The sequence below is a fragment of the Chlamydia sp. 17-3921 genome, assembly GCF_902705545.1.
In the GTDB taxonomy this organism is placed as follows: Bacteria; Chlamydiota; Chlamydiia; order Chlamydiales; family Chlamydiaceae; genus Chlamydia.
In genome coordinates this window covers 1-21,499 of sequence record NZ_CACSHH010000001.1, presented here as the reverse complement: position 1 = coordinate 21,499, position 21,499 = coordinate 1, and the positions used below count along the sequence as shown (strand labels likewise).

Genomic DNA, 21,499 nt, shown 5'->3' with positions numbered 1-21,499 from the left:
TTTTTCAAGATAATCAATTAAGTTAATAAATTAAGATAATAAAATCTAGAGGGGGATATGATCGATGCAAAAATTGCTGAAACAATAAAGCCGTATATTAAACCATTTTCTTCAATAATACTGTTTGGTCCTCCGGGATCTGGAAAAGATTTTATAGGAAGTTTTATAGCTCATGCGGGTAGTCAGGTATACATTTCTTTAGGAGATATATTTCGTTGTTATCCTTTGGAATCTCCTATTCGTAAACTTTTTTATGAATATGCTGTATCTGGAGCTTTAATCCCTGATGAAGATGTGATTGCTGTATGGTATTATTATGTTCAAGGATTGATTGCTACTGGTCAATATCTTCCAGATTGTCAGGATTTATTTGTTAGTGGGGTTCCACGGACTTTAGGCCAAGCCAAGTTGTTAGATAAATACCTTATGATTCGCCATGTTATTATTTTGGTGGTTCAAGATGAATCTCAATTATTAGAAAGAATGCAGCGTTCTTTGCATAAAAAGGGGCGTCTTGATGAAGTGGGTGTTGAGGTTTTGCAAAAACGTTTGCAGACTTATCAAAAAGAAATTGATGAAATCATACAACATTATCCTAAATATAAAGTTTCTTATGTAAATGCTGAGCAAAAACCTTTAGAAGTATTAAGGGATATTTTGACGCGTCTTGCTCATGTTTTTTCTCATCCTTGTAGTTTTGGAGAGTAGGTAACAGTAATATCTTGTGAAGAAAAAGAGTTTGCTTGGATTGCAAGCTCTGGGTGTCTTTGAATAATCGCTTGAATTAGAGAAGCAACAAGTTCATCATCAAGAGGTTTTTGAGTTTTTGCTAATAATGGCAAAGTTGCTTGCCACTGAAGATACTCATTAGAGAGTTTTTTAGGAATATCTGCTGTTGCTTGAGCATAGATCATAAACGCTTCTTCAGGATATTCTTGGCAAAAAGCAATGCTTTCTTGTAAAGCTTTTTGAAAAGCGTGAACAATCTTTGGTTCAGTCGCTTTGGTTTTTTTCTTTGCACAAATTAATAATTGAGGTCCTGTGGGCATACCATAGGTATCTGAAAGAAAGCATTTGACAGGAGTCCCTAGGGAGGAAAGAATAACTCCTTCTATATTATAAAATGCTCCATAAAGAAAATCTATTTTCTTTAGTAGCATAGGAGAAATCAGATCGGAACTGACATTTCTTACTTCTGAAGGTGTAACTCCGTGGATTTTTAGTGTCTCTAAGAGTCTGGAAAGGTCTTTAGAGTTGTTTAAACAAAAACCTAAAACTTTATTATTCAAATCTTGAATTTTTGTAATAGGATCATTTGCTCGATAAAGAAATCCTTGCAAGGTCTCGTCTATTAATCTTCCAATAATTTGTATAGGCATTCCTTTCATCGAAGTTTTTATGATTCCTAAGGCATGATAGAGAGTCATATCGACTTGTTCAAAAAGAATATGAGGAACAGCAGAACTTGAATCTGTGTTTTTTTGAATATGTAGATCTATTCCTTGATTACGAAAAAACCCTTGAGAAACACCTACGTAAAGAGGTGCGTGGTTAGGATTTGGAGTCCAATCTAAAAGTAATGAAAGTGGTGTTAGATGTTTTATATTCTGTTTAGGAGAAGAAGGCTTTAGAAAAGGTAGAAAAACAAGAAGTACAGGTAGAAGGAATAAATATTTGTGTTTTGAAATTTGCCACTTTCGCTTGTTGGGGCTTTTTGTTACACGAAACAAAGAAAAAAATATTTTTTCACTTAGAAGTACTATTTGGAATAAAAACAATGTAAGAAGGGATAGAACAATAAGTCCTGCGAAAGTTAACTCCATTTCGTAGTTTCTACGACTTTCAAGAATTAATATTCCTAAACCAGATTGTGAGGCAACCCACTCTCCAGCTATCGTAGCGAAACCTGCAGAGCCCATAGCTATCTTCAATCCCGAAAAAATATGGGGTAGTGCATAAGGAAGCCTGAGTTTTATAAAAATTTGTTTTTTTGTAGCACCGTGTAGAATAAATTGTTCGAGAAGTTCTTTTGGAGTGGATGTTATTCCCTGATAAATAGTGAGTGTTAGAGGAAAAAATATTGTTAATGCTGTGGGTACAATTACTGCATTAAGTCCCCAACCAAACCAGAGCACTATTAAAGGGGCTAGAGTAAACATTGGAGTACATTGTAAAAGAACAAATAAAGGTTGTAAGAGGTTTTTTGCAGGCTTATAAGAAAGCATAACGCTTGCTAAGATTAGTGATAAAACTGCTGCCAGGAAAAAGCCTCCCAAGATTCCCTTTAAAGTTTGACATGAGCAAGATAGAAGAAGAGGAAGAGAGTGAAGAGAGGTTGTGAGTATACTCGAGGGTGGAGGGCAGAGAAATGCTAAAGAAGCTTTGGAACGCGAAGCTACTTCCCAAAAAAGAAGTAGAAGAAAGATAGGGATGAAATAATAAAAATTTTTTCTTTTCATCTAGAGATGTAATTAAAGAAATGAACCTAATTATAAGGAAAACAGTTATATGCGACAAGAGAATGATAGCTTCGGTATGATAGAAGTTTCTGAAGATAAGTTGTATGGAGCACAAACAGCGCGATCTCAAAAATTTTTTTCTTGGGGAACAGAAACGATGCCTTTCGAGATTATTCGAGCTCTTGTATTGGTGAAAAAATGCGCGGCCAAAGCAAATAGCGATTTAGGATTTTTAGATGCTAAGCTTTGCGATATGATAGTTTCCTCTACGGATAAGATTCTTAAGGGTGGTTACGAAGAACATTTCCCTTTGAGAGTTTGGCAAACCGGTAGTGGCACTCAGACAAACATGAATGTAAATGAAGTCATAGCAAATCTCGCTATACAGAGTCATGGAGGTATATTAGGAAGCAAAGTTCCAATACATCCTAATGATCATGTGAACAAATCTCAATCATCCAATGATGTATTTCCAACAGCAATGCACATTGCAGGAATACTTAGTGTGAAGTCTCACTTAATCCCTGCAATGGAATTTATGATAAAAATTTTAGATAACAAAGTCGAAGAATTTCGTCATGACATAAAGATCGGTCGAACACATCTTATGGATGCAGTTCCAATAACTTTGGGACAAGAATTTTCTGGTTATCGCGATCAGATGTCACACTGTTTAGAACGCGTAGCCTTTTCTCTGACACATATGTATGAACTTGCTATAGGAGCTACTGCCGTTGGGACAGGATTGAATGTTCCTGACGGGTTTATCCAAAAAGTCATACATTATCTACGTCAAGAGACAGGAGAGGCTTTTATTCCTGCTAAGAATTATTTCTCAGCATTATCTTGTCATGATACTTTAGTGCATGCTCATGGAGCATTAGCAACTCTTGCATGTACTTTAACTAAAATTGCTACAGATTTAAGCCTTTTAGGTTCTGGACCACGCTGTGGTCTTGGAGAGATTTTTTTCCCTGAAAATGAACCTGGATCTTCTATCATGCCAGGAAAAGTCAATCCAACACAGTGTGAAGCTTTACAAATGGTTTGTGCACAAGTTTTTGGTAATCACCAAACAGTTCTCATTGCTGGAAGTCGAGGGAACTTTGAGTTAAATGTAATGAAGCCTGTGATAATTTACAATTTCTTACAATCTGTGAAACTTCTTTCAGACGGAATGATGGCATTTTCTAATTTCTTTGTATCAGGATTGCAAGTTAATAAAACTACTTTAAAAAAATATTTAAATAATTCTTTAATGCTGATTACTGCCCTAGCTCCAACTTTAGGCTACGATAAATGCTCAAAAATTGCTTTAAAAGCTTTTCATGAAGACCTTACCTTAAAAGAAGCGTGTTTACAATTGGGGTTTTTATCAGAAAGTGAATTTGATCGGCTTATTGTTCCTGAGTTAATGCTTGGAAAGCATTAAGAAGAAGATTTTCTTTCTAGATTAATTAAAGCTTGAGCAAACAAAAGAGCACTTTTAGTATTAGAGAAGATATGATCTACTCCAATGAGCTGATCTAAGTGATAACGCTTAAGATCTCCTAGAGGAGTTTTCTTTACTCCAGCAAGAAGTAAAAGTGTTCCTTGGCGGTCGCATTCTAAGAAAAATTCTTCTAAGGCATGCATTGCGGAAGCATCAATTGTAGGTACTCGAGACATACACAAAATGAAAATTTTTGGAGGAGATACTATTTCATTGAGAATGTTTTTTAATCGATCTGCTATCCCAAAAAAGAAAGGCCCGTTAATTTCATAAATTTCTGTATTTGAAGGAACCTCTGCTTTACTAAAGATGTCATCTTTTTTTTGTTGGCTATCGTCATCAAAATACTTTGATGTAGAAATGACATCAGAAAGATCACTCATTTGTTTCATAAATAGAAATGCTGCCAACATCATACCTACCTGTACTGCGGAGGTAATTGTTGTCATAACTGTTAGAATAAAAACTGTCAGAAGAACAACAACATCTTTTTTTGGCGCTGTAAATAAATGGATAAAATGATGAATTTCGCTCATGTTCCATGCAATTAAAATCAAGACAGCAGCAAGGCAGGTAAGCGGGATCTTTACTGTTAACGGAGCTAGTAAAAGCAGGATAAAACAAATAAAAATAGAGTGAACAAGACCTGAAATTGGAGTTGAAGCTCCTGATTTTATGTTTGCCGCTGTTCGAGATAAAGATCCTGTAACAGGAATTCCTGAAAATAAAGCTGTTCCGATGTTGGCAACTCCTTGGGCAACGAGTTGGCAATTAGATTGATGCCGAGATCCAATCATTCCATCTGCGACAACAGCTGCAAGCAAAGTTTCAATACCCGTTAAAACTGCAATTGTTAAAGCATCTGGCATGAGTTGAAGAATTTTTGTTAAACTCAAGCGTGGTAATGTAGGAATAGGTATAGACTGTGGTAAAGTACCATAGCGACTACCTATTGTTGGAATATCGATTTTAAGTAGCCAAACTAGAGCAGTAGCAATGATAATCGCTATCATTACTCCAGGATACCGGGGTTTATAATTACGGAAATAAATCATAAGTAGTAGGGAAAATAATCCTACAGCAAAAGATCTGCTATCCCAGGTCCATAAATGATCCCAGTAGGCTATCCACTTTGCAATAAAATCTGATGGGATATTTTCTCCCATCTGTAGTCCTAAAAAATCTTTTATTTGAGAGGAAAAAATTAATACAGCAATCCCTGTTGTTAATCCTGTAACTACGGGATAGGGCATATACTTAATGAAAGTACCTAATCCTGTAAGGCCAAAAGCTACAAGAAAAAGTCCCGCCAAAAGAGTGACAGCAAACAACCCCCCAATTTCATATTTTGCAACAATACAATAAAGAATTGAAATGAAGGCACTTGTAGGCCCTGAGATGAGAACTTGACTTCCCCCCAAAGCTGAAGCTAAAAATCCTCCAATTATTGAGGCAATGAGACCTTGTATTGGGGAAACACCTATACCAATTGCTACTGCTATAGCAAAAGGAAAAGATAAAATTCCGACAGTGATTCCTGCTAAAAAATCTTTTTTAAACGTATTAAAAGAATAGCCTTCTTTGATACTTGTATAAAGCGTAGGAATCAAATGTTTGAATGACCAAGAGGTTTTCACAATAGTCATAACCTAAGCTAGAACCCGGGAAAGATAACATTGTTCGATTCTTATCTATCTTTGTCAAATGGTTCGTGAGGTTTCTATAGTTTTTCTTTAGAAGTGATGCAGCTTGGGACTATATGGTTTAATAAGATGCTTTTCCTGCTTTACCTGACGTCTTGATCGGAGTAGACTGTAAGTGCAAAATCAATAAGGGGTTGCTATGCTGAAGTTTCAATTGTGTACCTTATTTCTTTTTGGGTACATTGCAATAGTTTTTGAGCACATTGTACGGGTAAATAAATCTGCTGTTGCTTTAGTTATGGGGGGGCTAATGTGGTTAGTTTGTTTTTCCCATATCCAACATGCGAATTTGATGATCTTAGCTGAAGAAATTTCAGATATGGCTCAAGTGATATTCTTTCTATTCTCTGCCATGGCAATTGTTGAGTTAATAGATTCCCATAAAGGATTTTCTGTAATTGCTAAGTGTTGTCGAATGCGCTCTCTAATTCTTCTCTTGTGGATCCTTTTGGGTCTTTCTTTTTTTCTCTCTGCAGCCTTGGATAACCTTACCTCTATTATCATTATCATTTCTATTTTAAAGCGCTTAGTGAAGACTCGAGAAGATCGATTGTTACTGGGAGCTCTTTGTGTTATTGGAGTAAATGCCGGGGGAGCTTGGACTCCTCTTGGAGATGTAACCACAACAATGTTATGGATTAATAATAAAATCACTTCATGGGGAGTAATAAAATTTTTATTTATCCCTAGTTTGATTTGTGTTGTTGTTGCTGGAATCTGTGGCCAATTTTTACTTCGTAAGAATCATGGATTTATTCTTGCCAAAGATTCTGAAGTTCAAATAGCTCCTGCTAAGAGTTCTTTAATTATTTTTATTGGTTTAGGTTCTTTATTAATGGTCCCTGTATGGAAAGCTTGTTTAGGAGTTCCTCCTTTTATCGGGGCTTTACTAGGACTTGGTCTTGTTTGGCTGACAAGCGATTGGATTCATTCTCCACATGGTGAAGATCGTTATCATTTGCGAATACCTCATATTTTGACGAAGATAGATATCTCTTCGACGACATTTTTTATCGGTATTTTGCTCGCTGTGAATGCTTTATCTTTTGCCAATGTTCTTTCGGATTTATCTTCATGGATGGATCATTTGTTTTCTAGACACGTTGTTGCTGTTTTTATAGGATTAATTTCTAGCGTTTTGGATAATGTACCCTTGGTTGCAGCAACTATGGGAATGTATCAGCTTCCAGTGGACGATACTTTATGGAAATTGATAGCATATGCTGCAGGAACAGGGGGAAGCATTTTGATTATAGGTTCTGCTGCGGGTGTAGCTTTTATGGGTATCGAAAAAGTTAATTTTTTGTGGTATTTCAAAAAAATCTCTTGGATTGCTCTAACAAGCTACTTTTGTGGTCTATTTTCTTATTTTATTTTGGAACAACTTTTTGCAGTTACGTAACCATCTTCTGAATAAAGATAGTGTAAAAAAAACTTTTTACGCTATCGTTTCTCTTTATTAAGTTTTCCTTGAGAGAAAAAAGAGTACTATGAAGAAAAAACTTTTGCTGTTGTTTTGTTGTTTTTATCTTGGTTGCCAAGGTTTTGCAAAAGATCTAATTAAGCAAAGAGCTTATGATGATTTAAACTTTATACAACACTTGATACAAGTAAAATACGCTCCTTTGCCCTGGAAAGAAGCTTTGTTTGGATGGAATCAGGAACAAAAAGCAAATCAAGCCTATCGTCAGTTAGTTTTAGAAGAGAAGCCTACTACAGATTATTGTCAAAAAATCATCGCCGAATTTGTAAACTCTTTAAATGATTATCATGCAGGCGTTACTTTTTATCGAAGTGAGTCAGCTTATCTTCCTTACATATTAAAACTTAGTGATGATAGAAAAGCTTTTGTTGTTGACGTTCAAACTATGCAGAATGATATTGGCGTAGGAGATGAACTCATAGAGTTTAATGGAATGAGTGTTCAAGAAGCTTTGGAAAGCGTTCGTTCTGGACGAGGAAGTCCAACGGATTACTCTTCTGCAGCTAGAACTCTTATGTCTCGATCTGCAGCTTTAGGGGATTGTGTTCCTTCGGGAGTCACAATGTTAAAAGTACGTCGTCCTAGTGGCTTACTCCGTACGATTGCTGCTCGTTGGCGTTACACTCCAGAAAATATTGGAGATTTTTCTTTAGTCGCCCCTTTAATGCCAAATCATACTCCATACTTTCCTCTAAATGCTTGCAAAAGATCAAGCAATATTCCTTGTGCATTATCTAAAAACCACTGTTTATTTGATTCACACATGTTGCCCTACTTTTGGCAAGAAGTTCGAATTCAAAATGAACGTCGTTTAACAAGCGATTATTATCTTGGAAGTAAAAAAGGTTTTTTACCAGATTTTGGGAGTTTACTTTGGGAACAAACTTCGGGGCCTTACAGAGCTAATATTTTCAAAGCTAGAGATCCTTCTGGAAATGTGTTGCGAATAGGTTTTTTAAGAATATCGTCTTACGTTTGGACTGAATTAGAAGATCTAGAAGAGACTCGTCGAGATTCCCCTTGGGATACTTTCGGAGATATTATTGATATTCTTGAAAAAGATTCAGATGCCTTGATCATAGATCAAACAAATAATCCTGGCGGAAGTGTCTTTTACATGTATGGTTTATTGTCCATGTTAACTTCAACTCCTTTAGAAACTCCTAAACACAGGCTAATTTTAACTCAAGATGAAGTTAGTTCTGCTTTAAAGTGGCGAGATGAGCTTGAAGACGTTTTTACAGATGATCAAGCGGTTGCTATTCTTGGAGAAACTATGGAAGGCTATCGTATAGATATGCATGCCGTTGGAGCTTTCCAACAGTTCGCTAGAGATATCTTGTCTTGTTGGTCTTCTGGAGACATTGCTTTAACTAGACCAATACCTTTATTGGGGTTTGATAAGATTTATCCTCACACAAAACATTGTTATACAAAACCTATATTTTTTTTAATAAATGAAGAAAATTATTCTTGTGCAGACCTTGCTCCAACAATTTTAAAGGATAATGGCCGAGCTACTTTGATTGGTAAACCTACAGCTGGAGCGGGAGGCTTTGTTTTTCAAGTGTCTTTTCCTAACCATTCGGGGATAAAATCCATATCTTTAACGGGATCTTTAGCTATTAGAAAAGATGAAAGCTTAATCGAGAATTTAGGAGTTGCTCCACACTTCGATTTAGGCTGTTCTATAAAAGATCTTCAAACAGGAAGATATTCTGATTATATTAATTCTGTAAAAGGTATAGTAGTTGAGAGTTTAATGAAGTCTCAAGGAATTGAGGTTACTGAAACTTCTCCATCTTGGGAGTGATTTTAAAGAAAAAAGAATCAGATGAAGTAAAAATTTTTTGAAAAAGCTCTTTTTCATTTTATAGAATACATATGAGAAAATTAATAGTGTGTAATCCTCGAGGATTCTGTTCCGGAGTCGTTAGGGCAATTCAAGTTGTTGAAGCTGCTTTGGAGCGATGGGGAGCTCCTATTTATGTAAAACATGAAATTGTACATAATCGTCATGTTGTAAATAGTCTTCGGGTGAAAGGTGCTATTTTTGTAGAGGAGCTTGCAGACATTCCTGAGGGAGAGAGAGTGATCTATTCTGCTCATGGAGTTTCTCCGAAAGTTCGAGAGGAAGCAAGAGCTAGAAATCTTATAGATATTGATGCGACATGTGTCCTGGTGACCAAAGTGCATTCTGCGGTTAAACTCTATGCTAGCAAAGGCTTTCAGGTAATCCTAATTGGTCATAGAAAGCATGTTGAAATTATTGGTATCCAAGGAGAAGCTCCAGAAAGTATCACTGTTGTTGAAAATGTTCAAGATGTTGAAAACTTACCCTTTGGTCCAGAAGTTCCTCTATTCTATGTCACTCAAACAACTTTGAGTATGGATGATGTTGAAGAGATTTCTCGCGCACTTCAGAGACGTTATCCTTCAATAATTACTCTTCCTAGTTCATCAATTTGTTATGCAACAACGAATCGACAAGGAGCCTTACGATCCGTTCTAAGTCGGGTGAACTTTGCTTATGTTGTTGGAGATATTAATAGCTCAAATTCAAACCGTCTTTACGAAGTTGCTCAGAAAAGAAAAATTCCAGCTATGTTAATAAATGGTCCAGAATATATTTCTGAGGATATCTTAACGTACGCGGGAGATATTGCTCTTACTGCTGGAGCGTCTACTCCTGAACATGTTGTACAAGCTTGTATTGGTAGATTAATGGAGCTCATCCCTAATTTAAAAATCGAGGATGATGTATTTGCAGTAGAAGATGTCGTATTTCAGCTTCCTAAAGAACTTCGAAGTTAAAAAGCTTCTTCCACAAACAATTCTTGTGTTGTGGAGACTTTTGATTAGAATAATATTTTCTTTTAGAGAAGGGTTTTATCTTCTATTTTCCTTGTATTTAAAATATCCAAAGTTACTTTTTTATGACTTAAGGAAATATTTCTATTTTTTTTGGAAAAATCCTTATAGGATACTAAGTCGTTCACCACAATCCTCTTTGTTAAAGGATGGGAATGTGTATGGAGAAACTCCTTGGTCGGCTTTATATAAAATGAGTAAAGCTTTTGAAATAACTTCTAGTGATGTTCTTTATGATATGGGTTGTGGATTGGGGAAATCTTGTTTTTGGTTTTCTCATGTTGTTGGATGTCAAGTCGTAGGTATAGATAATCAAATAGAGTTTATTCGATTCTCTTCGAGAATTCACAAAATGCTTTCCTCCAAGACAACTTTATTCCGTTTGCAAGATTTTAAAGATGTTTCTCTATCTGACGCCTCTTGTGTTTATTTTTATGGTTCTTCGTATTCTTTGAGAGTTTTAAAAGACCTTATGCAGGTCTTTTCAAAACTATCTTCTGGAAGTTATGTGATAAGCATCTCTTTTCCGTTAGATTTTCTTCCTTTAGGAAGTGAATTATTTTTCGTTGAAAAAAGTTGTTCCGTGCGTTTTCCTTGGGGAAAAACCATGGCATATAAAAATATCCGTAGGTGATCTTAGACTTATTGGTATAAATTTCGAACCACGTCGTGATCTGTTTGCAAGATATGTAGAAGGAAATTCTCCATACTTTTCCAGTTATCTTTGATTTCTTCTATAGATCGAGTAACGTCATCATTTTCGATTCTGAACATTTCTTTGTAGTGCTCTGATAATGTTCGAGCCGATGTTTCTTTCAATTCGTAGGTTTTTGATGCTGTTTCTGTGAGTTGGGATAAGGAGGAAAAAATTTTCCCCGCAGATTTAAAGAAAGTTCTAGATGTTGCGTTTTTCCATATACCAGTATTCTTTTGAATAAAGCCTAGAATACTGTCTCCCGCAATTTCTCCGATAAGAGGAGATGCTGCCCCTATAATGCCAAGAGCAGCTGTTGCTATCCCTAGCCACTGAAAAACTTTTTTCTGTCGTTCATAACTAGCAATGAGCTCCTCAGCTTTTGCTAAAAGTTGTTTCCTTATTTCTATTCGAGATAAAGTTTCTTGTTCACGACTATTTAACATGAGCTTCATAATTTCTGCACAGATTTTAAGAATATCAAGGTTTGTGATACGCATGTGAAATAGCGAACTTAGCTGTGATTCCGAGAGAGCAAATTCCATAAGAGGCTTAGGAAGTATATAAGGAACCAGTAAATCATTCTCATCAGTAATTTTAGATGCCTTAGAAATTTCTTCAATAGAAGACTGTTTTCTATCCTGCTGACTATGGTGTTGTTCCTGATCTTTGCTTTCTTGTTGACCTTGGTCTCCTCCTTGGCTTTCTTCGTGCTCCTGACTTGGTTTTGTCGCTGTTGTTTCTTGGAATTCTTTTTGTAGATGACTAAATAGAGCCATAGGACTAAGTGTTGGAGATGTTTTAGAGATCGAAGTTCCTGGACGGGATTCCGATTTTTCTGAGGATTTTGTATCTCTTTCTTTTGTTGTGTGTTCTTTAATTGTTTGCTCAGAGTACATTTTGACTTCTATTTGTTTTTGTGTCCCTTGAGCTTGAGATGACGAAGAGCTTTCCTTCTCTATAACATGGGGAATTTGAAGTGTTATTGGGATCGTTTTTTGTACGTGAACCTCTTCTTGAGGAGCTAAACATGAGGAATAAGGCAGAGAGCTTGTTTCAGAAGCTTCTCTTTTTTGTTGTTCAGAGGAGAAGCATTGTTGTTGTGTAGCTGTAAATTTATTCGGAAAGGAATCTTTTAGTTGAGAACTTTGATGGGAAGTGAGATCTGGAAGAGATGTCGATTTTGTCAAGAGATCGTGTTTTGCTAAAAGTTGCTCTTTCATCTCCTGTGGAGATTTTGGAGTTGTTGCGTATTGTGATAATAGACTTCCTGTCTGACACACTACAGCAAGACAAGTATCAGACATAGAACGTATAATAGGATACTGCGAGTTTTCAAGAAGAGTTACTTCAGTTTCTGCTGTAGCATTCCCTTCTGATAATGTTTCCATAGCGAAAGGAATACCTTCTCCATCTAAAGAGTTTTGAGTTGGGGAGGATATAGTCATACATTTCCTTGTGGGTCGAGAGAATTATTAGGCTCTTAGTGCATTTAGATGATCTTGATCGAGTTCGCGCATTAGGTTTAACAGGTTATTAAGACTTTCAAAGGATGATTCCATATTGTCTAGTAATTCTTCATATCTAGAGAAATTATCATCTCTTTCTAGACTTGTTAGTTCTATACGGGTTTCGAGAAGAGTAAACTTTGCTTTAAGGCCTTCTAACTCTGATTTCATCCAAATAGAGCCACCACGTATTATTGCTATTACGGTTTCTAAAGCTGGTTGAAGGCCCTTAATAGATCCTTCAAGAAGCACTGAAAATCCAATTTTTTCTATAAACAAAGAGGTTAGAGATAAACCTAAAGCAAGTATGCTGAGACCGATTATTAACCAATTTAGTACTTTTTGTTTTGTTTTCCGATCTTTTATTGGGATGAGTTTCTCCAAGGGATTACGATCCATAGTTGTTAGAATAGCAATAACAAGTGCTATAAGGCCTGAAAATAAAGCTAGGAAGGCAAAAACACCTCCTCCAGATAAAATAGCCGAGGCACCTACGCCTATGGCAATTAAAGGGGAGATCCATCCAATAATTGTTGATAAAGAACCCCAGCGTTTTATAGATTCTTCTTTAGCAATACTTTCTTTAATCTGAGCAAGTCTCTCTTCATGAAGCATATCGAGTTCTTGTTGAGTCGAATCTATAGAGTGTTTGTGATATGCATAAGATGAAAAATCAGAAAGTATGCCTTGCTTTGTTAAAAGATAGCTTAAAGTAAAAATTCCCAAGGTTGGCAGCGGTATAATTGGAATGATTTTAGCAACCTTTTGCTTGTTTTTCTTTTCTTTCTTAAACCAAGCATTCTGATGATTTTTTTTATTAGCATCTTGATCATAAAAGAGACTTTTCTTATCGAGTTCTTTTAAAGAAGCTTTTAATGGTGAAAATTCTTCTTTTTTTCCTAGGGTACTTTTTGTTTGTTCGCCTTCTTTAAGCTCCTGAGATTTGATTTGCCTTTTAAGGCTTGGAGAAAACCTCTCAGAGTGAGGTAGTAGGCCTGTTGCTGAAGTCTTAACATGTTGAGTTTGAGAATCTTTTTGATGTGTAGAAATCTCTGAATTTTCAAGAAGATTTTCTGAGATAAATTCTTTTTCTTCTAAACACTTAGGAGATGAGAGCTCTTGTAATAGAGTTTTTTTAGCTTCTCGAGAGTTTTGGTTGGAAAAAAGATTCCATGGAGAAGAAGACGGACTTGAAGATACCGTTTTAGGAAGTTGAGAAGATAAAGAGCTACCAAACATTAAGATTTTTTGTCGTGTTGTTGCAGCAGAAACTTCTCTGTTTAAAGATTTTGAGCTTTCTTTGTAGCTGTTTTCTGAATTACATAATTTTGTAAAAAGCATTTTAGAAAAAGATGGGGCAGTAGAAGGTGACGCTAATGTAATAGTATAAGGTATTACTTTTGGTTTTTGAGCTTGAGATATTTCCGGAGAGAAAGAAGTTTGATTGAGGAGTATTTCATTAGCCTGAGATAACCAGGAAGACATAATAAATTCCGATTAATAGTTATAAATGATTTCTAATATCAAGGATTTCTTCTTTGAGCTCCTTATATGCAGGTTGCCTCTGTACGCGTTTCCAGGCCATTTCTAAGGCTTTATTTGCTTCTTCAAATTGTTCCATAAGAGTATAGCATATGTAGGCATAGTAATGAGGATAAGGGTCTTTGTCTCGTAATAAAGCAGTCACACTATAGGCATGCAAAGCTTCAAGATATTTCCCGTACATATGGAGAGATGCTCCAAGAGAGAACCAAAACTTAGAAACAAAAGGGTTAAAAAATACTAACCAACGAAAAATCTGACTGCTTTCTTGATATTCCTTGTTAATATAAGCGTTATAGCCCTCTTTATAGACTTTTTCGAGATCTTCTGATGAAATTTTAAAGAGTTTCTGATAGGTGTCCAAACAAAAATCTTTATTTGGAATAAATCCTTCTAAATAGCTTGTAAGATCGTCAGGAAAGGGAAACTCTTCTTTGGATTTATCCGATATTTTTTTTAATAGGTACGCAAGATGTGACATTATGGACGTAAATTATAAGTGAATGTATCCATGAGCTCTTTCAGGAGCTTTAATACGTTAGATCGAGCTTGATGGCATTGAGAAACTTCTTGTAAATGTCTTTGCATATCAGTTCTTTCTAATTGAGTAATTTTTTCCATATTTTCCTTACGCATCTGGATGTTCTCTTTAAACAATTTTTTTTCATCTTCCTTCCAAATGTAATTCTTTTCGAAATTTACAGTAACACCAAGTGATGCTGCTCGATCTACTAGAGCTTTCATCTCATCGTTGTTACTCCAATTGATATCTTTTTTCTCAGCATTGATTTTAGAGATGAGTAATGTTAAGGCATCGACATTGTCTGTACGTTCTTTGACTCGTAAATAGAGCTCATGTGCTTCAGCTTCAGCCTGGCCCAAAATTCTTGCCATAAGTTTCATAAAACGTATGAAAACATTTTCAATTTTAGGAGTTTGTATTAAGGCAGAGTTTTGTGTAGATATAGGAGTCTCTTTAAACAAAGCCATTGGAGATGGAGCTTTCTTTTTAAATGTTGAACCTTCTGTTGTTTCTGCTTCTTTGATCGGGCGGGTTTCGTAATGATAACGTAAGCTCGCAAGGGAAATTTCTTGAGAAGAAGAGTTTTCCTTTATTTTAGAAGTGCTTTGGTTAGGCTTTTTCTTTTTTTCTTCTTCTTGTTGATTTTGTTGCTGATCTTGGTGTCGGTTGTCTTTTTGTGGATCTTTGTTATTACGACTATCTTTGTAAAGTTCTTGAGATTTTGTAGTGAAAATAAGTTCTTCTTTCTGCTCAGAAGTATACCCTTGAGGGCGTGCTGAATGCTGAGAAGATTCTTTTTCTGTAGAAGGTTTTTGTAGAAAAGTTTGTATTGAGGAATTAACCTCATAATCTTGTTTATCAATACCTGTAGAGATTTCAGGTTGTGGAGAAACATTTTTTGTTCCAAGAGATAAAGGCATCTTAGAAGAGGATGATGGGGTTTGATTCTCTTGTAAAGTTGTGTTTGAAGTCTTTGTGTTTTGAAGCCCTTTTGGGGTTGGCTTTGCGGATTGAAAAGGTAATATTGTAGTTTTTGCGTTGCTTGTTTGTGGTTCTGCTGGAGTTTCTAAGGTTGTACTTTCAGATTCAAGAAGTTCTAAGAGTTCTGTTATTTGTATTTCAAGATTAACAGTTTCTGGGGAAAGAAACATTAAATTATGACTCAATAAGATGGGCGCTTGAAGAGAGTTATTTTTGTTTGTAAGTATTTGAGAGATAACAACATTCGCAAGATTTTCTGAGGAATTTAATAGTACTTCCTCTGTTGTTGTCGTGGAAAGTAGCACCTCCTCATTAGAGATTTTTAATGTTCCAGCAGATGAAGAAGCCGTATCAGCATTTTCTTTTAATGTCGCATTAGTAGTAGGTACTACTGTAGGCAGGGGAATATTCATATGGCTTCACGAGTATAAATTAAGACGCTAAGAAAAAAGGAAAATTAGCTAAAAGCTCTTTTTCCTGCAAGTTTGATTATGAGTAGGTTAAGGAGAAAAAAAGTAGTTTCACTTTCTAAAGATGCTTTTTATTTGCAAAAAACGTCATAAGTAATGAATATGGTTAGGCATACCTCATCTTACAAGGTGTTTTGCCCAGGTGGTGAAATTGGTAGACACGCTGGATTTAGGATCCAGTGCTTTCGAGCATGTAGGTTCAAGTCCTATCCTGGGCATTTCTGTTCTTTACGATAACTTTTTAGGAAGCTAGGCATAAAATTCCTTATCCATAGTAAAATAAGGTCTAAGGTTTTAGATTTTTTTAGGAATTTTATGAAACGAGTAATAGTAACAGTAGTTCTTTCTCTCATAACTTATTGTTCTCAAGTTTCTTCTGCTTCGAAGTCAGAGGCTTTTCATGTGCAGCAGCACAAGCTTTTTCCACGAGTTCTTCCTGTAGTAGGTCTTCAGTTTGATGAGAAAAGTGGGGAGATTCCTTATAGTTTTCATTATCCATATATTTATGGCTATTATTATCCAGAGACTTATGGATATTCAACGAGTTCTGAACAAGAAAAAGAATGTTATACACGTTTTGAAGATGGTACATTCTTTTATCAGTGTGATTAATCGTGTCTTGGATGAAAAGTTTGAAATTTTTCAAAAAGAATGTCTGAGGCTACATGAGTATAAATTTCTGTAGACGAGATTCTAGAGTGACCTAACATTTCTTGTATGATTCTAAGGTCTGCTTTATTGTTCAAAAGATGAGTAGCGAACGCATGACGTAGGGAATGAGGAGAAACTCGTTTAGACGTCACTTGTTGTGCGTAGTAATGAATGCGTCTCCATACGCAAGATCTCTCTAGTTTTTTCCCTCGAATAGAGAGAAAAAGATGTTCTTCATTAGGATCTTTTTGTAATTTCTCTCGGAAAAGAGAAAGATAGGCGTCAATAGCATCTCTAGCCATAGGGCCTAAGGGAACCAGGCGAGTTTTAGAACCCTTACCCGTAACTCGAATAAAATCATCACTAACATCACTAATGTTTAAGTCGCAAAGTTCTGATACTCGAGTTCCTGTAGAATACAAAGTGTGGAGTATAGCAGTATCTCTAAAAGTTATTTCAGGAGAAAGGTTTTTAGTTTTTTTCGGGATGGCAAGCAGAGCTTCTACTTCTTGGGAAGTAAGCACCGTGGGTAAGCGTTTCCAAATTTTAGGATGCTCTATTGTTGGAGGATAAGGTAAAAATTTTGCTTCTTTAAGAAATAAAAAAAATACTTTTAAAGCAATTAAACGTCGTGCTAGTGTCGCTTCAGCCTCATTTCTTTCATGTAGCTTTTCTACGAAGTAATAAACACTGTTCTGTGTAATGTCTTTCGGAGAGCGTATCTTGTTAAAGGAGATAAATAAGAAGATATCTTGAGAATAAGCTGTAATAGTTTGTTTACAAAGACCTCGATCTACGGAGAGAAATAAGGTGAATTTTTCCAAAATAGTGTTGTAAAACTGAGAATCAGGCATAGAAGAATATCTTAGGTTTTTTAAAAGCCTTTCTTTAAATATACGTAGTTGTATGGTTTTCTATCTATAACGAAGGACTAAAGATGAATAGAAAAAGCTTCTTGGAATGCTCTTCCACGGAAATACTACAGGAATTGGCTTCTACACCATTGAATTTAACAACTCCAGGAGTGCTGTCTAATGATAGAATTCAACAATTCTCTGTATTATCGGAGGGCTTTGTTTATAGTTTTGCAACAGAAAAAATAGATCAAACTGTTTTGGATGCTCTAGCCTCTTTAGCAGAAGAACGTGGTCTAGGAAAAGCCATGCAAGCCATGCAGCAGGGAGAGGTTGTTAATTATATAGATGGCTTCCCAAGCGAATCTCGGTCTGCATTACATACAGCAACTCGAGCTTGGGTTTTTGAAACATCTCTTACAGGTTTTGCAGAAGAAATCGCAGTCAAAGCTCGTGTAGAAGCTCAACGTTTGCAAAGTTTTTTAGATAAAGTGAGGACGAAGTTTTCTACGATTGTACAAGTTGGAATAGGAGGGTCAGAGTTAGGGCCTAAAGCTCTATATTGGGCTTTAAAAGGTTATTGCTCATCAGATAAACACATTCATTTTGTGTCTAATATCGATCCAGATAATGTAGCCGAGGTTTTACAGACTATAGATTGTTCAAAAACTTTGGTGGTTACAGTTTCAAAGTCTGGAACAACCTTAGAAACTGTTGTAAATGAGGCGTTTCTAGCAGATTATTTTTCTCAGAAAGGTTTATGTTTTAAAGATCATTTTATTGCTGTCACATGTGAAGGCAGTCCGATGGATGACACAAGTAAATATCTTGAGGTATTCCATCTCTGGGAAAGTATTGGAGGAAGATATTCTTCAACTTCTATGGTTGGAGGCATTGTATTAGGATTCGCGTTTGGTTTTGAAATTTTCTTACAAATTTTACAAGGCGCCGCAGCTATGGATAAAGCTGCTTTGCAGCCTCGTCTTAGTGAAAATTTACCCATGCTTTCAGCAATGATTAGTATTTGGAATAGAAATTTTCTTCACTATCCTACAACTGCTGTGATTCCGTATGCTCATGGCTTAGAATATTTCCCTGCACATTTACAACAATGTATCATGGAATCTAATGGAAAAAGTGTCACACAAGCAGGAGAAAGGATTGGTTTTGCAACAAGCCCAATTATTTGGGGAGAGCCTGGAACGAATTGTCAGCATTCCTTTTTTCAGTGTCTTCATCAGGGCTCGGATATAGTCCCTATTGAGTTCATAGGATTTTTGAAAAGTCAGCGTGGCCGCGATATTACCATATCTGGTAGCAGCTCATCTCAAAAGCTTGTTGCAAATATGATAGCTCAGGCTATTGCTTTAGCAAAAGGATGTGACAGTAATAACCCTAATAAGAGTTTTGATGGTAATCGACCTTCCTCTCTTCTGATAACAGAAAGATTAACTCCTTACGCTCTGGGAGGTTTGCTTGCTTATTATGAGCATAAAACTGTTTTTCAGGGATTTTGCTGGGGTATTAATTCTTTTGATCAAGAGGGGGTGACTCTTGGTAAAGAGCTATCCGGTCAAGTTTTAGATGTTATGAGAGGAATTTCGGGAACATTTCCCGAAGCAGAGGCTTTACTGAGTCTTTTTAATAAAAAACAATACTTTTGATTAAAGATCTTTTTATAAAAAGCTTAATTCTTTCTTACTGAGTTTTATTGTAAAATAGGGTATAATTTTAGCAATTTCAATACGCAACTAGGAGATCTCTGTGTTACTTAATTGTGTTCGAGATCACAGTTTTTTAGATATCTATGGGATTTTATCTATTCGAAAAGGTCGAAAGGTTGTGAAATTTACTTCTAATGTTTGGGCTGGGTTCCCTAAAGCTTCTTTTTATTGTTTAATTTAAAAGATTTTAATATTCATTTTTCAAAATAAATAGAAACTCTTTTCTTTTTTCTTCTTTAACATTATGTTTCTCACTTGTATAAGTGTAAGGGTTGATTGTGTGGGAACTCATAATATTGTTGGTGAAACAAAAAGTTTGGAAGGATTTCTTCTAGAAAAGCCTTGCATTGGAAAAATTATAATTCAAGCGATTCTAATTATTCTTGGTATAACAATGCTTTTATCTCCTATTATCGTTGTTTGTTTAGGAGGTTCTATTCTTTCTCAAGAATCTATGATAATGGTAAGTTTGATAGTTTTTATTATGGGGGTTATTGCTATTACTTCAGTATCTTTATCAGAAATTCAGTGTAGGCGATAATTGTATTTGATAATGACTATAATTTAATTCACATGTAGTATTCTCTTGCATTATAAAATTCCTCTTTTTAATGGGCATTATCATGAGCAGCGTCAGCAGTCAGCAGTCAGCAGTCAGCAGTCAGCAGTCAGCAGTCAGCAGTCAGCAGTCAGCAGTCAGCAGTCAGCAGTCAGTCTGAGGAGGCAATGCGCCTGTAGATTGAATTGTAAAATTACGACACTAATTTTAGCTGTCATAGCTTTATTAGTCGGAGCTACGTTCATAGCTTTTGCTTTTCTTCAAGTTTTTTCATTTTCGAGTGTTTTCCTTATTACTGGTTTTGCCTGTTTGGGTATAGCCTTGATCCTTTTTCTAGGAGTAGGTTGTGTACAGTATTGTAAGAGGCGTCCTGTTATTATTAGTAAGGTTGATGATGGGAAAAAACGTTTAGAGAAAGAAAAAGAAGAAAAATCAAAACAAGTAAGGCTTAAATTTTTTTTAAAAGAATTAAAAACAAATGATATTTTTTCATTAAATTTCTCACAGATAGATAGACAAGATTTATTAGATATTCGAGATTTTGCAACATCTATTTGGATGAGAACATCTGTTGAAGAGAAAAGGTATTGGGGAGAGATCTTAACTATTATTTCTAGTGAGAGTACACGACTTTTCGAAGAGATCTGTAGGAAAAAACTATCAAATTCAGAAGAAATTTTAAAAGAGGTACAAAAACGCTTTCCGACATTGAGCAAGTTAAAGGTTTTGAGTGAAGATGAGCCAACTCGTACAAAGCTTGATTGTTTTTTGGAAGAGTTGAAAAAAGAGTTGAAAAAGGAGTCTAAGTCTCCATTAGTTTTTTCACAAATAACCCGTCAAGAATTGCTTTGCATACAAAATCTTGCGGATACTATTTCTTCTGAAACGTCTGAAAGAAAAAAACGTTGTGAAGGAGTCTTAACTCAAATTAGCAATGAGTGTAGAGATCTTCTACCTAAGATCAAAGAATTAGATAAGCCAGAAATAATTTTAAAAGAGCTGGAAAACTTTCCGACATTGAGCAAGCTAAAGGTTTTGAGTGAAGATGAGTCAATTCCTACAAAGCTTGAGTGTTTTTTGGAAGAGTTGAAAAAGGAGTCTAAGTCTCCATTAGTTTTTTCACAAATAACCAAGCGAGAATTGCTTTACATACAAAATCTTGCAGCTACTATTTCTTCTGAAACATCTGAAAGAAAAAAACGTTGTGGAGGAGTCTCATTTCAAATTAGGGATGAGTGTAGAGATCTTCTACCTAAGATCAAAGAATCAGATAAGCCAGAAATAATTTTAAAAGAGCTGAAATGTTATAAAGGCTTGAGCGAACTAAAAGCTTTCATGGAGATGGAAGATCCAGATAGAAAGGTATTGAGGAGAAGAAAAATAAGCGTAACAAGTCTTCAAGAGTTAAAAGGAAAATACATAGAAGAACTTATGAAATTACGAAAGGAAAGATTAGAGGTGTGTAGTGAACTAAAGACGTTATGTAAGGTGAAAGATTTGGATGTGAAAGTTTTAGGGTTAAAAGAAATAGAAGCTTTTGATGAAGAAAAACTAAAAACATTAGGTTTAGAAACATTACAAGAATTAAAAGATTTAGAGCAAGAACAAGTAAAACTATCGAATATTGTTAAAAAAGAACAAGCCGAGAAAGTAGATGAAGTAGATGAAGAGCTATTGAAATTAAGAAAAGAATTAGATGAATTAACAAAGACAAAGAGTAAGTCGCTATCCTCGTATTTTTCAAAGAAAAAGAAAAAACAAAAAAGACAGACTATTGACGACCTTCGAAAAAGGGCATTTGAATATTTTGTAGAGACTAAAAAAGAGAACAAAAAAAGTCAAACGGAAGCAAGGATGTTGTATGATGAAATCTGCAGATGTCAATCTACTCTTTTTAAATAAAATTTTTCCTTAAAATATAGTAGTGAAAATATTGTGACTAGTAAAACCTTGTAGGTAGGTTATAACTTGCATTACTTTAATAC

The 21,499-nt window shown here is 35.5% G+C and carries 17 protein-coding genes and 1 tRNA gene; 11 read left to right on the top strand and 7 right to left on the bottom strand.

Translation table 11 applies throughout. From position 1 onward, the window contains the following. The first annotated feature begins 57 nt into the window (after positions 1–57). Positions 58–708, top strand: coding sequence for a nucleoside monophosphate kinase (locus JMS40_RS00095; protein WP_201456253.1), 651 nt, complete (start codon positions 58–60; stop codon positions 706–708). Here the strand turns inward: JMS40_RS00095 and JMS40_RS00090 are convergent. After that, positions 684–2,459 (bottom strand): ABC transporter substrate-binding protein, encoded by a 1,776-nt coding sequence (locus tag JMS40_RS00090; protein WP_201456252.1) that lies wholly within the window; start codon positions 2,457–2,459, stop codon positions 684–686. The genes JMS40_RS00095 and JMS40_RS00090 overlap by 25 nt on opposite strands. Before the next feature lie 49 nt (positions 2,460–2,508). Between JMS40_RS00090 and fumC the strand changes: the two genes are divergently transcribed. Then, positions 2,509–3,891: a class II fumarate hydratase gene (fumC, locus tag JMS40_RS00085; RefSeq protein WP_201456251.1), complete on the top strand. Its 1,383-nt coding sequence runs from the start codon at positions 2,509–2,511 to the stop codon at positions 3,889–3,891. On the opposite strand, the gene JMS40_RS00080 is transcribed toward fumC, so the two are convergent. Continuing rightward, positions 3,888–5,591 carry a solute carrier family 26 protein gene (locus tag JMS40_RS00080; protein WP_201456271.1) on the bottom strand — a complete coding sequence of 568 codons (1,704 nt, stop codon included), beginning with the start codon at positions 5,589–5,591 and terminating at the stop codon, positions 3,888–3,890. The two genes, fumC and JMS40_RS00080, sit on opposite strands and share 4 nt — an antisense overlap. A 202-nt stretch (positions 5,592–5,793) precedes the next feature. Here JMS40_RS00080 and JMS40_RS00075 point away from each other — a divergent pair, with 202 nt between their 5' ends. The 4 genes from JMS40_RS00075 (at position 5,794) to JMS40_RS00060 (ending at position 10,642) form a co-directional block, all read left to right on the top strand. Then, entirely contained in the window at positions 5,794–7,056 is a 1,263-nt protein-coding gene (locus JMS40_RS00075) for an NhaD family Na+:H+ antiporter (RefSeq protein ID WP_201456250.1), read from the top strand. 88 nt (positions 7,057–7,144) lie between these two features. Continuing rightward, positions 7,145–8,950, top strand: a complete 1,806-nt coding sequence (locus tag JMS40_RS00070; RefSeq protein ID WP_201456249.1) for a protease-like activity factor CPAF — start codon at positions 7,145–7,147, stop codon at positions 8,948–8,950. A 71-nt stretch (positions 8,951–9,021) separates the two neighbouring features. Further along, a complete protein-coding gene (ispH, locus tag JMS40_RS00065) occupies positions 9,022–9,951 on the top strand; it encodes a 4-hydroxy-3-methylbut-2-enyl diphosphate reductase (protein ID WP_201456248.1) in 930 nt (309 codons plus the stop codon). Positions 9,952–10,165: 214 nt separating this feature from the next. Continuing rightward, complete coding sequence (locus tag JMS40_RS00060; RefSeq protein WP_304488691.1) at positions 10,166–10,642, top strand: class I SAM-dependent methyltransferase; 477 nt, start codon at positions 10,166–10,168, stop codon at positions 10,640–10,642. Between the two features lie 8 nt (positions 10,643–10,650). On the opposite strand, the gene JMS40_RS00055 is transcribed toward JMS40_RS00060, so the two are convergent. The 4 genes from JMS40_RS00055 to JMS40_RS00040 are packed head-to-tail and all read right to left on the bottom strand — an operon-like array spanning position 10,651 to position 15,669. Beyond that, entirely contained in the window at positions 10,651–12,150 is a 1,500-nt protein-coding gene (locus tag JMS40_RS00055) for a hypothetical protein (protein WP_201456246.1), read from the bottom strand. A 27-nt stretch (positions 12,151–12,177) separates the two neighbouring features. Further along, positions 12,178–13,695, bottom strand: coding sequence for a hypothetical protein (locus JMS40_RS00050; RefSeq protein WP_201456245.1), 1,518 nt, complete (start codon positions 13,693–13,695; stop codon positions 12,178–12,180). A 19-nt stretch (positions 13,696–13,714) separates the two neighbouring features. Then, the gene (locus JMS40_RS00045; RefSeq protein WP_201456244.1) at positions 13,715–14,233 is read right to left on the bottom strand and encodes a SycD/LcrH family type III secretion system chaperone; all 519 of its coding nucleotides are present in this window, start codon (positions 14,231–14,233) and stop codon (positions 13,715–13,717) included. After that, on the bottom strand, positions 14,233–15,669 hold the full coding sequence (locus JMS40_RS00040) for a hypothetical protein (RefSeq protein WP_201456243.1): 1,437 nt from the start codon (positions 15,667–15,669) through the stop codon (positions 14,233–14,235). Before JMS40_RS00040 ends, JMS40_RS00045 begins: the two co-directional genes overlap by 1 nt. A gap of 193 nt (positions 15,670–15,862) precedes the next feature. On the opposite strand from JMS40_RS00040, the gene JMS40_RS00035 reads away from it, so the two are divergent. Further along, positions 15,863–15,944 (top strand) — tRNA-Leu (locus tag JMS40_RS00035). Positions 15,945–16,041: 97 nt separating this feature from the next. After that, positions 16,042–16,338 carry a hypothetical protein gene (locus JMS40_RS00030; protein WP_201456242.1) on the top strand — a complete coding sequence of 99 codons (297 nt, stop codon included), beginning with the start codon at positions 16,042–16,044 and terminating at the stop codon, positions 16,336–16,338. On the opposite strand, the gene JMS40_RS00025 is transcribed toward JMS40_RS00030, so the two are convergent. Further along, positions 16,335–17,231: a site-specific tyrosine recombinase XerD gene (locus JMS40_RS00025; RefSeq protein WP_201456241.1), complete on the bottom strand. Its 897-nt coding sequence runs from the start codon at positions 17,229–17,231 to the stop codon at positions 16,335–16,337. The two genes, JMS40_RS00030 and JMS40_RS00025, sit on opposite strands and share 4 nt — an antisense overlap. A gap of 83 nt (positions 17,232–17,314) precedes the next feature. Here JMS40_RS00025 and JMS40_RS00020 point away from each other — a divergent pair, with 83 nt between their 5' ends. The 3 genes from JMS40_RS00020 to JMS40_RS00005 all read left to right on the top strand — a co-directional run bounded on the left by JMS40_RS00020 (position 17,315) and on the right by JMS40_RS00005 (position 21,416). Next, on the top strand, positions 17,315–18,895 hold the full coding sequence (locus JMS40_RS00020; RefSeq protein ID WP_201456240.1) for a glucose-6-phosphate isomerase: 1,581 nt from the start codon (positions 17,315–17,317) through the stop codon (positions 18,893–18,895). A gap of 340 nt (positions 18,896–19,235) precedes the next feature. Next, positions 19,236–19,496 (top strand): hypothetical protein, encoded by a 261-nt coding sequence (locus JMS40_RS00010; RefSeq protein ID WP_201456238.1) that lies wholly within the window; start codon positions 19,236–19,238, stop codon positions 19,494–19,496. 45 nt (positions 19,497–19,541) lie between these two features. Further along, a complete protein-coding gene (locus JMS40_RS00005) occupies positions 19,542–21,416 on the top strand; it encodes a hypothetical protein (RefSeq protein ID WP_201456237.1) in 1,875 nt (624 codons plus the stop codon). The last annotated feature ends 83 nt before the right edge of the window (positions 21,417–21,499 follow it).